Genomic DNA, 13,729 nt, shown 5'->3' with positions numbered 1-13,729 from the left:
CCCGCCGACCCCGCTTCCCAGGAAGGTTTTCCGTGCAGCCGAGGATCAACGGATTCGACTACCAGCGCGTCACCGTCGCCGACGGCGTGACGCTCACCGCCGCCGTGGGTGGCTCCGGACCACCGGTCGTGCTGTTGCACGGTTTCCCGCAGACCCACCTCATGTGGCGGCACGTGGCGGCCGACCTGGCCGCCGACCACACGGTCATCTGCCCCGACCTGCGTGGCTACGGCGACAGCGACAAGCCCCTGGACAGCGACGGCACGGCGTACGCCAAGCGGACCATGGCCGCCGACGTCGTGGCGCTGGCCGGCGCGCTCGGCCATGGGCGCTTCGCCCTGGCCGGGCACGACCGGGGTGCCCTGGTCGCGTTCCGCGCCGGCCTCGACCACCCGGCGGCGATCAGCCGGCTCGCCCTGCTCGACGTGCTGCCCACCCTGGACATGTGGGACGTGCTGCACGGCGCCAGCGCCGCGGTCGCCTTCCACCTGTACCTCATGGCGCAGCCGCCGGGCCTGCCCGAGGAACTGATCAGCGCCAGCCCGGACGCGTTCTTCAACCATTTCCTCGACGTCTGGACCCGCGACCCGGACGCGCTGCCGGCCGAGGTACGTGCCACGTACCTGCGGGCGTCCCGCAACGCGGTCACCTCGATCGTCGCCGACTACCGGGCGTCGGCCGGCATCGACGTCGTCCACGACGCGGCCGACCGGGCGGCCGGCAACCTGCTGCGGATGCCGGTGACCGTGCTTGCGCAGGACTGGGGCGCGGCGCTCGGCTACGACGCGGCGGGGGTGTGGCGGGCCTGGGCCCCGGACCTGGAGCACCAGACGGTCACCTGCGGCCACTTCATGGCGGAGGAGGCGCCAACCGTGGTGGTCCGGGCGCTGCGGGACCTGCTCCTGCGCTGATACGCGGGTCGGACGAAGACACCCGCTGAAAAGTAAGATATCCGACACTATTCGTCACTGATCGCGAGGGGTCGCCGCCGTGCCGGCGATCCCTCGCGCGTAGGCCGCGCACACGCCCCGCAAACCAGCTCTGACCTGCGAAAGGGCTACCTTACACCAGGTGGACGAGAGCCGGTCACCGATGCTACACAGACAGTTACCGGCAGCCAACGACGGCGAGTCGCTGACCGCCTCGACCATCGACCGTCCACAAGCATCGCCACCCGCGAACCGGATCGCGCGTGCGACCTGACACGACAGCGGCCGGTGGCGGGCCAACGGTTCCGGTCTCGACCAAGGAGTCACCGTGGGACATCCCCGCTCCCGGGCCAAGAGCCAGCCGTTCGAGGTCGCCGCCCTGGTGACGACACCCATCTGTGGATTCCTTCTGCTCGTGCTGGACGTCCGATCACCGTCGGTCCAGCTGTCCATGCCGGAACCCGTCCAGCTCGGCTGGGAGGTCGCGCTGATCGTGGTCGGCGTGGGCGGTCTGCTCGGCATCCTGTGGCCTGGTCGGCTCTCCACCGGCCTCGGCATCGAGCTCGCGTCCGTGCTGGTGCTCGGCACCATCATCGGCATGTACGCGGTGGCGCTGGTGGCGGTGACCGGTCCGCAGGGCCTCGTCGCGGCGTCGTTGATCAGCGCCGTGCCACTGGGTGCCTTCTGGCGGGCCGCCCTGATCGCCGTCGACCTACGCTGTCTGGCCTACGGCCACCAGTGCTCGACTCACCACCGAGTCGTGGGAGGTGTCACGTGATCTCGGCACCGCAACCCGAAGCGCCGCACTGGGTTCAGGTGCTGCTCAGCCTGCTCGGCATCCTCGGCGGGACGACAGGTCTGGCCGCCATCGCCACGGTCGTGTCGCAGCGGGGCAAGTTCAAGGCCGACGCCGCCGACACGCTGACGGAGGCCGCCCTGACGCTCGTGCAGCCGCTGCAGCTACGGATCACCGAGTTGGAGGGCCAGGCGGTGAGCGCGCGATCGGAGCTGGGGCTGCTGCGCGAGCAGGTCAACCAGTTGCAGTTTCACGTCCGGGTGCTAACCCGCACGCTCGACCGGTGGCGTGCCGCGGTGCACGCCCCGGACGCCACCCTACGCAAGATCCGCGCGGTGGTCGCGGAGTCCGAGCAGCTGCCCGAGGACCAGTGACCGGCCACCGCCGGCTCATCCGCCGTCCGGTGAGCGCAGCCGGGCGATGAGGTCGCGTACCGCCGCCCGGAACTCGGGGTCGGACTCGCCCGGGTGGTGTCCGCGCACCGGTGGCGGCCGGCGCTCCCCCCGGTGACGGCCGGCCGGGTGGGTTCCGCCGGGGCCGGGCCGTCGAGGTCAGCGGGCGGCGCCACCGGCGGCGACGAGGTCCGCCGCCACCTCCCAGAGCCGCTCGGCGTTGCCCGCGTCGACCGCGTACGCCGCCACGCCGCTGTAGTCGGCGGGCCGCTCGGTCCGGACCGGGGCCTCGGCGCAGTCCTCGAAGTAGCGGCCACCCACGCCGTCGAGCAGCGGGGACGCGGCGAGCAGCACCGAGGTGGCGGCGCCCTGCTGCGGGGTCTTCTGCCGCTCCTTCGGGGTACGCAGCCCGCCGGTGTGCTTTTGCAGCCCGGTCGCGATGGCGCCGGGGTTCAACGCGTTGGCGTGGATGTTCTCGCCGGACCAGCGGCGGTCGGCCTCGACGGCGAGCAGGGCCTCGGCGCTCTTGGACTGCCCGTACGCCAGCAGGGGGTCGTACGGCCGGAACGCGAAGTGCAGGTCGTCGAAGACCACCGGGGAGAAGAGGTTGCCGCTGGAGCTCACCGACACGACCCGGGCGCCACCGGCCGCGGCGAGGGCGTCGTGCAGGCCGACGGTCAGCGCGTAGTGCCCCATGAAGTTGGTGGCGAACTGCATCTCCCAGCCCTCGGCGGTGCGCTCCAGCTCCGGCAGCGCCATGATCCCCGCGTTGTTGACCAGGATGTGCAGTGGCTCGTCCCAGCCGGCGACGAATCGGCGTACCGAATCCTGGTTGGCCACGTCCAGCTCGCGGGCCGTGACCCGGTCCGCGCCGATACTGGTCGCGATGTCGGCCGCGGCCTGCTCGCCCGCACCGACCCGACGCACCGCGAGCACCACCTCGGCGCCGGCGGCGGCCAGCGAGCGGGCGGTCTCGACGCCGATCCCGGCGGCGCCGCCGGTGATGACGGCCCGCTTGCCGGTCAGGTCGACTCCGGCGAGCACCTCGTCGGCGGTCGAGGCGAAACCGAATGGCGTCGTGATTCGCTCGGTCATCTCTGTCCCATCTCTCGATCACGCTTACGTGACCCACTGTCACTCGGCCGGCGGGCGATATCCGGGTTACCGGTTTTCCTGGCCGCCCGGCACGGCGCCCGGAGCGGGTGTCGGTGGGCATCCGACAGTTGGTGGGTTCGTGGGCGGGGACGCCCGCCTTCGTGCACGGCCGGCACCTGGACGTGCTCTTAGCCAACCCGATGGCGACCGCGCTGGCACCGATCTACCGGGTCGGGGTGAACCTGCTGCGTGCGGTCTTCCTGGGCCCGAGCGTGCCGGCGCTCTATCCGGCGCCGGAGGCGGTCGCCGCCAGCGCGGTGGCCGGCCTGCGCGCGCAGGTGGGGGTCGAGGTGGACGATCCACGGCTCACCGAGCTGGTTGCGGAGTTGACGACCGGCAGCGAGCTGTTCCGGCGGTTGTGGGCGCGGCACGACGTCACCGTCCGCGCCGGGGGCGGGCGCCGGGTGTTTCACCATCCCCAGGTCGGCGAGTTGGAGCTGCGCTACGAGAAGCTCACGATCAGCGGCACCACACAGTCGCTGGTCGTCTACCACGCCGAGCCGGGCAGCCCGTCCGCCCGCTCCCTCGCTCGGCTCGGGGCCGCCGTCTCAGCGCCGGAGGCGCACGGATAGCACCAGAAGGCGGGGCTACCGGCTGGCCGCCCGCTCGGCGACCACCACGGAGATGCCGTCGAGGACGCGTTGCAGGCCGAACTCGAAGGCGTACTCCGGGCCGTACGCCCCGCCGTGCTGCTGGCCGGCCGCGGTGCCGACCCGGGACGCGGTGGGATAGCTGTCGGCCGTCAGGAACGTCTCCAGCCAGGGCGCGTGCGACTGCCACCACTGGCCGTCGGTCATGCCGGTCTCCCGCTCCAGGTCGACCACCTCGGACGCGGCGCGCGCGGAACTCTTCACGTGCCCGAGGACGAGGGTGAGCACCGCGTCCATCTCGACGTCGGTGAGCCCGATGTCGGCGACCGCGCCGAGTTCGTGGTCGTACTTGGCCACCAGGTGCGGGCCGAGCACCGGACGGGTCGTCTCGGCCCGCAGCATCCACGGGTGGCGCTGGTAGAGCGCCAGGTTGTCGTGGGCGATCCGCTCCAACCGGGCCCGCCAGTCGCCCTCGACGGCGGAACGCGGCATCTCGCCGTACACGGTGTCGATCATGACGTCGACGAGTTCGGCCTTGCCCGGCACGTAGGTGTAGACGGACATGGTGCCGACACCCAACGCCTCACCGACCCGGCGCATGGTCAACGCGTCCAGGCCCTCGGCGTCGGCGATGTCGATCGCGGCCCGGACGATCCGGTCGACGCTGAGGCCCGGCCCGGCGCTGCGGCTGGTCGGTTCCCGGGTGCGCCAGAGAATGGCCAGGCTGCGGGCCGGATCCGCGGTCGCCTTGCGCTCACTCGCCATGGTGCGGCCATCCTAACAACGCGGTCGTACGACGTACGTCGACCGCGAGGCGGTGCCGGCGAGGCCGTTCTGCCACCGCGCCGGCACCGACCCGTCACGGCTTCACCCGGGTGGGATCCAGCTCGCCGTCCTCGATGTGGCGCAGCACGGGGGTCACGTCCTGCACATGACGCGGGCAGAATTCGCCCACGGGATGGGGCGTACGGAGATCAGAGTCCTTCGCGGTCGTCGGTCAGCGCCGGCCCGGCGGCGGCCGGCACGAGGTGGCGCACCTCCGGCTCGCCGTCGGTCAGCTCCCGGGCCCGCGCCTCGGCCTCGCGGTCCTCACCCGTCAACCGGCCACCGTGCTGGCGCAGGTGCTCGCCCCAGGACGGCACCAGGTACACCTCGATGAACCGGTCCGTCGTCTCGGCCGGCCGGAACAGCCCCCAACGCATCGCGCCGGTGCGCTGCCGGGCGCCGCGCACCACGTCCATGGCCGCGAGGAACGGTCCCGTCCGCTCCGGCCGGACGGTGTACTGCACCGTCACCAGCACCGGTCCCACGCCCGGGTCCGGCTCGTGCGCGAGGTGCAGTTGCGGCCAGTAGGCCGACGGTTCGCGGTTCACCGAGCGCAGGTCCGGAAGCGGCCAGATCCGGCTCGTCACGGTCCCGACGAACATCAACGCCGCCGCCGCGAGGTAGGCGAGGACCAGCCCGCCCACGTCGGCCACCAGACCCCACACGAGGGCGCCGACGGCCTGCCCGCCGGCGAAACACACCTGGTAGACGGCCAGCCCCCGGGCCCGTACCCAGCTCGGCAAAAAGAGCTGTATCTCGGCGTTGACGTTGGCCAGCACCGTCACCCAGGCCATCCCGGCCGGCAACAGGGCGAGGAGCACCAGCGGCACCACCCGTACGGTGCCGAGGACCGCCAGCGCGATGGTGAACAGCGCGCCGGCGATCAGCAGGAGCTGGTTGGCCGACAGCCGGGCGCGGATCACGGCCAGCAGCACCCCGCCCGCGATGGCGCCCACCCCGAGGGCGGCCAGCAGCAGCCCGTACCCGCCGGAGCCCAGCCCGAGCCGCCGGGCCGCCACCAGCGGCAGCAGCGCCCACAGCGCGCTGGCCGGGATCACGAAGACCAACGCGCGGCGCAGCAGCCGGCGCACGATCGGCGAGTGGCGTACGTAGCGGCTGCCCGCCCGTAGCGCGGCGGTGAACCGCTCGGGCACCTCGACGGCGCGGGCGCTTCCCGGCCGCCAGCGCCACAGCGCGGCCGCGAAGATGGCGAACGCCACCGCGTTGAGCCCGAAGACCGGGGCGACGCCGGCCCGGGCGATCAGCACGCCGGCCACCGCGGGCCCGACCGCCCGCGCCACGTTCACGCTTATCGAGCCGAGCGCGGACGCCGACCGCAGTTGCTCCTGCGGCACCAGCTCCGGAATCACCGCCGCCCAGGCCGGCAGGGTGAGCGCCTGCCCGACCCCGAACGCGAAGGTGAGGGTGAGCAGCAGGGCCGGCGGCATCCGGTCGGTCAGGGTGAGCAGGGTCAACGCCACCGCCACCGCCACCAGGAACAGCTGGACGGCGATCAGCAGGCGCCGACGGTCGAAGCTGTCGGCCAGCACCCCGGCGGGCAGCGCCAGCAGCAGCACCGGCAGCAGGCTGGCGGTCTGCACCAGCGCGACAAGCGTGGAGGCGTTGGAGTGGTGGATCAGCAGCCACTGCGCGCCGACGGTCTGCATCCAGGTGCCGATGTTGGCGGCGAGCAGGGCCAGCCAGAGATTGCGGTAGACGGCGCCGCGCAGGGGCGCCCACGCGGAGGCCGGACGGTCCCCCGGTCCGGCTGCCGCCGTCACCACCGCCCGTCCGCGCGCAGCACGCGCTCGCCGGAGACGTAGAGGTCGTCGGGTTGCAGCAGCAACAGCCGGACGACCTCGGCGGCGACCTGCTCGGGCAGGGCGTACACCTCGTCGAGGAACTCCGCGCCGACGCGTTCCTGCAAGCGGGTCGGCATCGGCCCGGGATCCAGCTCCATCACCTTGATTCGGTTGCTGTGTTGGGCCTGGGCCAGTGACTCGACGAGGCTGCTGCCGTAGCTCTTGGTCGCCCGGTAGACCGGGATGCCGGGCCGGGGCGCCGCCAGCGCCATCGCGCCGATGTACACCACGTTCCCGTAGCCCTGCCGGTGCAGATGCTCCAGCGCCTCCCGCAGCAGGTACGTCGTACCCAGGACGTTGATCTCCACGGCCCGCCGGATGTGCTCCACGGGCAGGTCACCGAGGTCGCCGCCCGCCCACATCGACGCGCAGGCCGCGACCCCGTCGACGGTGCCGTAGCGCCCCACCACCTCGGCGAACGCGTCCCGGACCTGCTCGTAGGAGGAGACGTCGCAGACCGCGCCGTCGCACCCCAGCTCGTCGGTTGTCGCGGCTACCTCGGCCGGTACGTTGCCGAACACCACGACGCGGTGCTCGTCGACCAGCAGCCGGGCCACCGCGAGGCCCAGCCCGCTGGTACCGCCGACCACCACGAAGGTTCTGGCACCCAATGTCTCTCCAGCCGCCGCCGCCACAGGTCACACGGATCGCGTGATGGCGCGTTCTTCCCGTTTCCGGACCCCGCACACCCGCTACGGCGGTAGTGCTGGCCATACCCGAAGAGTGGATCTGGACGGCTGGGGCACCCGGTCGCTCCCGATTAGCGTCTGCTGCATGACTCCGGAACACCCTTCGCACCTGGCCGGGGCGCTGCGCCAGCGCCGCTGGCTGCTCTCCGCCTGGCCCTGGCGCGCGCTGGCCTACCTGGTGACCACCGTGCCGATCGCCGGGGTGCTCGGCGTCGGCCTGCTCGTCATCGGCGGACCCATGCTGCCCGCCGTCAACGCGCTCCGGCGGCAGGGCCGACCGCCGAGCATCGCGCTGATGCTGTTCCTGATTTCCGGCAGCGTCATCCTGGTGGCGTTGGCCCCGATCCTGAGCTTCGCGGTCGCCGCCGTCGAGCGGTGGCGGGTCCGGCTCGTCGACAACCGTCCGCTGCCCTCGTCGCCGTGGCCGGGCCTGGCCGCCCGCTACCGCAGCCCCGCGACCTGGCGGGAGGTGGCATACCTGTTCTGGCTGGGCGGGTTCGTGCCGGTCGCGTACTGGGTGTTCCTGGTGCTGGTGCTGCTCGACCTCGGGATGATCTCCAGCCCCTGGCTGGCCGGCGACGCCAACCAGCCGGTGGTGATCTGGCAGCCGATCGACAGCACCGGCGAGGCCGTCCCGTACGCGATCGTGGGGGTGCTGCTGATCCCGGTGCTCTGCTACGCCGTCGGTCTGCTCGCCGCCGTTCAGGCGGCGGTGGCCCGCTGGCTGCTGGCCCACCCGGTGGACGCAGCGGCGCTGCGCGAGGTCACCCGCTCCCGCACCCGGCTGGTCGGCGCGTACGAGGCCGAACGGCGCCGGATCGAGCGCGACCTGCACGACGGCGCGCAGCCCCGGCTGACCAGCCTCACCCTGCAGCTGGGCCTGGCCCGGCTGGACGTACCCGAGGAATCCCCCGCCGCCCGGCCTCTCGCCGTGGCGCACGACCAGGCCCGAGGTCTGATGGTGATGCTGCGGCAGTTGGTGCACGGCATCCGCCCGCAGAGCCTCACCGACCTCGGCCTGGCCGGCGCGGTACGCGAGCTGGCCGATGCCGCCACCATCCCGGTCACCGTGCACGCCGACCTGCCCGGTGAGCTGCCGGAGATCGTGGAGACCACCGCCTACTTCGTGGTCTCCGAGGCGCTGGGCAACGTGGCCCGGCACGCCCGCGCGACCCGCGCCGACGTACGCCTCACCCGGGCCGGCGCGGACCTCGTCGTCGAGGTGACCGACGACGGCCACGGCGGCGCCGACCCGGCCCGGGGCACCGGCCTGACCGGGCTCGCCGACCGGGTGGCCGCCGTGGGCGGCCGGCTGCTGCTGTCCAGCCCGTCCGGCGGCCCTACAGTGGTCCGGGTGGAGCTGCCATGTCGTCGGTGACCCGGGTGGTGCTCGCCGAGGACGAGGTGCTGCTGCGCGAGGGCCTGGTCGCGCTGCTGACCCGCTTCGACTTCGCGGTCTGCGCGGCTGTCGGCTCCGCGCCCGAGCTGCTGACGGCGGTCCGTGAACACCAACCGGACCTGGTGTTGACCGACATCCGGATGCCGCCGGGCCGCCGCGACGACGGGCTGCGCGCGGCCGTCGCGCTGCGCGGCGAGCGACCCCACCTCCCGGTCGTGGTGCTCAGCCAGTACGTGCAGACCGGGTACGCGGCGGCGCTGCTGGACAGCGGCGACGGCCAACGGGTGGGCTACCTGCTCAAGGACCGGGTCGCCGAGGTCACCGAGTTCGTCGACACGCTGCGCCGGGTCGCCGGCGGCGGCACCGCCATCGACCCGGACGTGGTCCGGCAGCTGCTGCACCGCCCCCGCGACCCGCTCGCCGCGCTGTCCGCCCGGGAACGGGAGGTGCTGGCGCTGCTCGCCGAGGGGCGCTCCAACGCCTCGATCGCCGCCCGGCTGCACGTCACCGAGGCCGCCGTCGGCAAGCACGTCGGCAACATCCTGCTGAAGCTGGACCTGCCACCCAGCGACGACACCAACCGCCGGGTGCTCGCCGTGCTCACCTATCTGCGCGCCGACCCGGTGGGCTGACCAGCGCCGGGCCCCGATCGGGCCCGACCGGGCGCGGCGTAGATTCGAGCACCGGCACCGCCGCCGGTCCAGGGCGCGGGCCAGGAGATGGGAGTACGGCATGGCGGAGGCGCTGCGGGTCGGTCTGCTGGGATACGGGTTGGCGGGCCGGGTGTTCCACGCACCGCTGATCGCCGCGACACCCGGGCTGCGGCTGGACGCCATCGTGACGCGCGATCCGCAACGGCGCGAGCAGGCGCACCAGCACTTCCCGGACGCCCGCCTGGTCGACGACGCCGACGAGCTGTGGCGTACGCCGGAAGCTCTGGACCTGGTCGTGGTCGCGACGCCGAACCGGCAGCACGTGCCGATGGCGCGGGCGGCCCTCGCGGCCGGCCTGCCGGTCGTCGTCGACAAGCCCCTGGCCCCCACCGCCGCCGACGCCCGGGCGCTGGTCGAGGAGGCCGACCGTCTCCGAGTGCCGCTGACGGTGTTCCAGAACCGCCGCTGGGACGGGGACTTCCTGACCGTCCGCGGGCTCGTGGAGCGGGGCGAGCTGGGGCGGGTGCTGCGCTTCGAGTCCCGGTTCGAGCGGTTCCGTCCGGCGATCAAGCCGGGCTGGCGGGAGCTCGCCGGCCCGGAGGAGGCCGGTGGCGCGCTGTTCGACCTGGGCGCGCACCTCATCGACCAGGCCGTGCAGCTCTTCGGCACGGTCGAGCGGGTCTACGCCGAGGTCGACCGCCGCCGCGCGGGCGCCGAGGTCGACGACGACGCGTTCGTGGCGCTGACCCACGCCAACGGCGTGCACTCGCACCTGTGGATGGGGGCGATCACCGCTCAGCTCGGGCCGCGGCTGCGGGTGCTGGGCGACCGGGCCGGCTACACCACCTACGGGCTGGACGTGCAGGAAGCCGCGCTGCACGACGGCGGCCGACCGGACCAGCCCGGCTGGGGCGAGGTCCCGCCGGAGCGGTACGGCCTGCTCGGCGTCGACGGTGACCTGCGTCCGACGCCGACCAGGCCCGGGGCGTACCAGAGCTTCTACGCCCAGATTGCGGCGGCGTTGCGCGACGGCACGCCGATGCCGGTGGACCCGCGCGACTCGGTCGCCACGGTCGAGCTGATCGAGCTGGCGCACCGGTCGGCGGCCGAGGGCGTGGTGCTGCCGGTCCCGGCCGCCTGAGACGGCCGAGCCCTCAGAGGTACGCGAAAACGAGTGGAGTGGCGGCGCTTGCGCCGCTAGCGTCCTGCCTCAACCTGTCGTCGAGGCGAGGACGTCCCGTTGTACACCCTGTGAGACCTCCCGAGCGCTGATTCGCGCGTCGCGCCTGTGCGCCGCGCTCCTTCTTGCTGCGGACTTCTCACTGGAAACGGTGTACTTCTGTGCTCTCTCAATGGGCCGTCGTGCCCACCTGCCTGCCCATCGTTCGCCGCCGTTGCCACGCGTGCGCGTCCGCGCACCTCCGGCCGAGCGGCAAATTCCGCGTCAACGCCAACCAGAAGCTGATCGACATCTGGCTCCTCGCGCTCTGCACCGGGTGCGGGGACACGGTGAAGCTCACGGTCCTGGAGCGGACGACAGTCCGCACCATCCGACCTGAGCTGCTCGACCGGCTGCACGACAACGACCGTCGCCTGATCGCCGAACTGCTTCAGGATCCGGCCGTGCAGGGCCGCAATCGATTCGTCCTGGACTGGGACGGCGCCTGGCGTCTCGACACCAACGGATCGGCGCACCTGGACCGCGAGATGGTCGACGTCTCGGTCCGCTTCGCGGCGCGCATCCCGGTCCGGCCCGCGCGACTGATCGCCGAGGGCTTCGGTCTTTCCCGGGCCGAGGTCGACAGGCTGAGCGAGGAGGGGAAGATCGTTTCGACGGTTCGCCTGAGCGGCAAGCTCTCCGGCGACTTCACCTTCACACTCAAGCGCTGAGCCCGTCCCGGACCACGGGCCTGTCCGGTTTTGTCTGCCGGACAGGCCCTACTCCGGCTCCTGCTCAGAGAGGGCGTCGTCCGGCACGCGGGCGTCGTCGTCGGTCAGCGCGTCCTCCGTCGAGTCGACGAGGTCGGCGAGCCGGCGCTCGGCCTCCCGGACCTCCTCGTCGAGCCTGGGGTTCTCCTCGTCGGGACCCTGCGACATGGGCGACCTCCATCGGACGCGGACCGCCCCCGTGTACCCGGCCTGCCCCGGGGAACACGGAAAGCACCCGCCGGACCCGGCCACCGGGCACTCCAGTTCGGCGATGGTGCGGTATCCGAGGTTCCGCTGCGCGGTGGCGCCTTGATCACGTGATGCTCACCAGTTCCAGGAAAGCCTCCCCGAACTGCTCACCAGCAGGTGATCGAGGACTCCGGATGACGCGCGGCGCGAGCAGGTGGGTGCCTGGAGTGCAGGGGCCGCGACAACTGCCCCCAGCTCGATTGGGCCTCGGCATTCGTGGCAGACGTCGCCTCGGTCATGTTCCAGAAGCAGTGACCCACGAGCCGAACCACATCGTCGACAGCTGCCGGGGAACGCGCTGACGGTCGGGGGTGAGTCGAGCACCGGGCGGGCCGGGGAGCGCACCGGGCGGGAGCCCAGGAGCGTTGCCGGCCCGGCCCGGTGCCGGATCAGCGCTGCTTCAGCTCGCGCCAGGATGGGTGAGTGCCGCGCCAGGCGTCGGCGAGGATGGCCGCCGAGGCCCGGCTGGGGCACTGCTGCACCCGCTCACGACCCGACGCCCCACCGATCTGGGCGCGGACCTCCCAACCTTGCCCGTCAGTACGGATATACACGTCCCGGCGCCCGCGCGGGGTCGTGTCACCGTTCCACCAGTGTTCCTCCACCTTCATTCGCCGACCGTATAGCAATTTTCGTGCTGGGGGTACGGCGCAGGTGAGCATATACCGCCGTAATAGCCGCAACTCAGACACAGTTCCACCTGTGCGGGCGACGGGGAGGGACCGCATCGGCGATTTCTCCCCGTCCTGAGCGATCAATCAGGCCGGCGTCACATACCGCTGAATACGCCGGCGAGGGTGTCTGCCAACGTGTCCTGCCCAGAGGGGCGATCCACCCGCTGCGGTGACCTGGATGTCACCCGGAGTGAACGGTGGCGGGAACGCCACCCGCACGGCCGGGTCGAACGGGACTCCGAGTCATGACGGGGCGGCCGGCGGGGCCTACCGGAGGCGGTCGCTCACCCCTGAGCGGTGAGCAGGTAGTCGTCCGCCTCCGGGCTCCACCGTAGGTCGACGGCGCCGCTGGTGGCGGCGGCCTTGCAGAACTGCAGGAAGCTGCGGTAGCCGAGCTTCTTCTCGCTGAAGTCGGGGCGGGCCCGGCGCAGTTGGTTCTTCAGGCCGGAGAGCGCCACCGGGTTGCCGGCGCTGCCGAGGTCGCCCACCACGCCCCGGAGCAGGCCGAAGGCGACCTCCCGGTCGCCGTGCTCGGGCAGGGACACCTCCGGGTCGCCCTTCGCGGGCCCCTCGCCCAGGTCGATCACGTTGTGCTCGGCGAGGTGGCGCAGCAGCTCACCGAAGGTGCGGAAGCCGTAGTCGGACTCGCTGAACGTCGGGTCCTTGCGCAGCAGGGTGCGCTTGAGCCGGGAGGCGGTCACCTCGCCGCTCGCGCTGCCCTGCAACCCGGCCACCGTCTGGGCCACCTGCACGGCGAGGGCGTCCACGTCCCGGCCGGGCTCCTCACCCACCGGCCGACCCTCGGCCTCCTGCTCGTGTTCCTGCTCGCGCTGCTGCTCCGGCTCGGGCGGGCGCTGGTCGGGGCCGGGCTGCCGGGCCGGGCGACCGCGCCGGCTGCGGGTGGGCGGGATGTCCACACCCTCCAGCCGGTCGTAGTAGAGGAACTCGTCGCATGCCGGGGGCAGCAGCGCCGACGTGGACCCCTCGACCCCGACACCGATGACCCGCTTGTTCAGCTCGCGGAGCTTGTGGACCAGGGGGGTGAAGTCGCTGTCGCCGCTGCAGATGACGAAGGTGGAGATGTAGTCGCGTTCGAACGCCAGCTCGATCGCGTCGACGGCCATCTTGATGTCGGCGGCGTTCTTGCGGGACGCGCCCATGCGCTGCGGGATCTCGATGAGCTCGACGTGGCTTCGGGTGAGCATGCGGCGGTCCTCGTCGAAGTACGACCAGTCGGCGTACGCCCGGCGCACCACGACCCGCCCTCGCTCGGCCAGCGCGTCGGCGATCGGCCGGAAGTCGAAGTCCGCGCCGCCACGGTGGTCGCGGGCCCCCAACGCCAGGTTCTCGTAGTCGAGGAAAAGGGCGATCCGGTCTTCTTGATCCACGCGCCTCAGCCTACGCCCGGCGGGGTGGCCGGGGGCGCACGCGACGCGCGACACCTCAACTCACCGACCGTCCATTTCTTGCGGCCTAATAGTCGCCTCTTTTCAATCTTCGATTGTCGTCTTGCAGTGCGATGTTCGGTGCTGCATCATGACGATCAATGTCGGGCGTCCGGGGGAACGCCGGGCGGACCTCCACCAC

General features: G+C 72.3%; 15 protein-coding genes. 8 read left to right on the top strand and 7 right to left on the bottom strand.

Going from position 1 to position 13,729, the window contains the following annotated elements:
- The first annotated feature begins 32 nt into the window (after window positions 1–32).
- The 3 genes from ABZU46_RS04535 to ABZU46_RS04525 all read left to right on the top strand — a co-directional run bounded on the left by ABZU46_RS04535 (window position 33) and on the right by ABZU46_RS04525 (window position 2,099).
- Window positions 33–911, top strand: a complete 879-nt coding sequence (locus ABZU46_RS04535) for an alpha/beta hydrolase (protein WP_354855074.1) — start codon at window positions 33–35, stop codon at window positions 909–911.
- 346 nt (window positions 912–1,257) lie between these two features.
- On the top strand, window positions 1,258–1,707 hold the full coding sequence (locus tag ABZU46_RS04530) for a hypothetical protein (protein ID WP_354855073.1): 450 nt from the start codon (window positions 1,258–1,260) through the stop codon (window positions 1,705–1,707).
- Window positions 1,704–2,099: a hypothetical protein gene (locus tag ABZU46_RS04525; RefSeq protein ID WP_354855072.1), complete on the top strand. Its 396-nt coding sequence runs from the start codon at window positions 1,704–1,706 to the stop codon at window positions 2,097–2,099. The genes ABZU46_RS04530 and ABZU46_RS04525 overlap by 4 nt, the downstream gene beginning before the upstream one ends.
- A gap of 177 nt (window positions 2,100–2,276) precedes the next feature.
- On the opposite strand, the gene ABZU46_RS04520 is transcribed toward ABZU46_RS04525, so the two are convergent.
- Window positions 2,277–3,212, bottom strand: coding sequence for an SDR family NAD(P)-dependent oxidoreductase (locus ABZU46_RS04520; protein ID WP_354855071.1), 936 nt, complete (start codon window positions 3,210–3,212; stop codon window positions 2,277–2,279).
- Window positions 3,213–3,325: 113 nt separating this feature from the next.
- Between ABZU46_RS04520 and ABZU46_RS04515 the strand changes: the two genes are divergently transcribed.
- On the top strand, window positions 3,326–3,844 hold the full coding sequence (locus ABZU46_RS04515; protein ID WP_354855070.1) for a hypothetical protein: 519 nt from the start codon (window positions 3,326–3,328) through the stop codon (window positions 3,842–3,844).
- 15 nt (window positions 3,845–3,859) lie between these two features.
- On the opposite strand, the gene ABZU46_RS04510 is transcribed toward ABZU46_RS04515, so the two are convergent.
- The 3 genes from ABZU46_RS04510 to ABZU46_RS04500 all read right to left on the bottom strand — a co-directional run bounded on the left by ABZU46_RS04510 (window position 3,860) and on the right by ABZU46_RS04500 (window position 7,160).
- Complete coding sequence (locus tag ABZU46_RS04510; RefSeq protein WP_354855069.1) at window positions 3,860–4,627, bottom strand: TetR/AcrR family transcriptional regulator; 768 nt, start codon at window positions 4,625–4,627, stop codon at window positions 3,860–3,862.
- Window positions 4,628–4,836: 209 nt separating this feature from the next.
- Window positions 4,837–6,471, bottom strand: a complete 1,635-nt coding sequence (locus tag ABZU46_RS04505; protein ID WP_354855068.1) for an MFS transporter — start codon at window positions 6,469–6,471, stop codon at window positions 4,837–4,839.
- Window positions 6,465–7,160 (bottom strand): SDR family oxidoreductase, encoded by a 696-nt coding sequence (locus ABZU46_RS04500; RefSeq protein ID WP_354855067.1) that lies wholly within the window; start codon window positions 7,158–7,160, stop codon window positions 6,465–6,467. The genes ABZU46_RS04505 and ABZU46_RS04500 overlap by 7 nt, the downstream gene beginning before the upstream one ends.
- Before the next feature lie 163 nt (window positions 7,161–7,323).
- Here ABZU46_RS04500 and ABZU46_RS04495 point away from each other — a divergent pair, with 163 nt between their 5' ends.
- The 4 genes from ABZU46_RS04495 to ABZU46_RS04480 all read left to right on the top strand — a co-directional run bounded on the left by ABZU46_RS04495 (window position 7,324) and on the right by ABZU46_RS04480 (window position 11,180).
- On the top strand, window positions 7,324–8,616 hold the full coding sequence (locus ABZU46_RS04495; RefSeq protein WP_354855066.1) for a sensor domain-containing protein: 1,293 nt from the start codon (window positions 7,324–7,326) through the stop codon (window positions 8,614–8,616).
- On the top strand, window positions 8,604–9,269 hold the full coding sequence (locus ABZU46_RS04490) for a response regulator transcription factor (RefSeq protein WP_354855065.1): 666 nt from the start codon (window positions 8,604–8,606) through the stop codon (window positions 9,267–9,269). The genes ABZU46_RS04495 and ABZU46_RS04490 overlap by 13 nt, the downstream gene beginning before the upstream one ends.
- A 100-nt stretch (window positions 9,270–9,369) precedes the next feature.
- Window positions 9,370–10,431: a Gfo/Idh/MocA family oxidoreductase gene (locus ABZU46_RS04485; protein ID WP_354855064.1), complete on the top strand. Its 1,062-nt coding sequence runs from the start codon at window positions 9,370–9,372 to the stop codon at window positions 10,429–10,431.
- Window positions 10,432–10,631: 200 nt separating this feature from the next.
- Window positions 10,632–11,180 carry a DUF1062 domain-containing protein gene (locus ABZU46_RS04480; RefSeq protein WP_354855063.1) on the top strand — a complete coding sequence of 183 codons (549 nt, stop codon included), beginning with the start codon at window positions 10,632–10,634 and terminating at the stop codon, window positions 11,178–11,180.
- 48 nt (window positions 11,181–11,228) lie between these two features.
- Here ABZU46_RS04480 and ABZU46_RS04475 read toward each other — a convergent pair whose 3' ends face one another.
- The 3 genes from ABZU46_RS04475 to ABZU46_RS04465 form a co-directional block, all read right to left on the bottom strand.
- Complete coding sequence (locus ABZU46_RS04475; RefSeq protein ID WP_354855062.1) at window positions 11,229–11,387, bottom strand: hypothetical protein; 159 nt, start codon at window positions 11,385–11,387, stop codon at window positions 11,229–11,231.
- 470 nt (window positions 11,388–11,857) lie between these two features.
- Window positions 11,858–12,079 carry a hypothetical protein gene (locus ABZU46_RS04470; protein ID WP_030335934.1) on the bottom strand — a complete coding sequence of 74 codons (222 nt, stop codon included), beginning with the start codon at window positions 12,077–12,079 and terminating at the stop codon, window positions 11,858–11,860.
- Between the two features lie 347 nt (window positions 12,080–12,426).
- Window positions 12,427–13,530: an NYN domain-containing protein gene (locus tag ABZU46_RS04465; RefSeq protein ID WP_354855061.1), complete on the bottom strand. Its 1,104-nt coding sequence runs from the start codon at window positions 13,528–13,530 to the stop codon at window positions 12,427–12,429.
- Between the last annotated feature and the right edge of the window lie 199 nt (window positions 13,531–13,729).

This window comes from Micromonospora sp. NPDC005197 (assembly GCF_040608295.1).
GTDB lineage: Bacteria > Actinomycetota > Actinomycetes > Mycobacteriales > Micromonosporaceae > Micromonospora.
The sequence above is the reverse complement of the archived record's forward strand: the minus strand, read 5'-3'. Positions and strand labels throughout refer to the sequence as shown.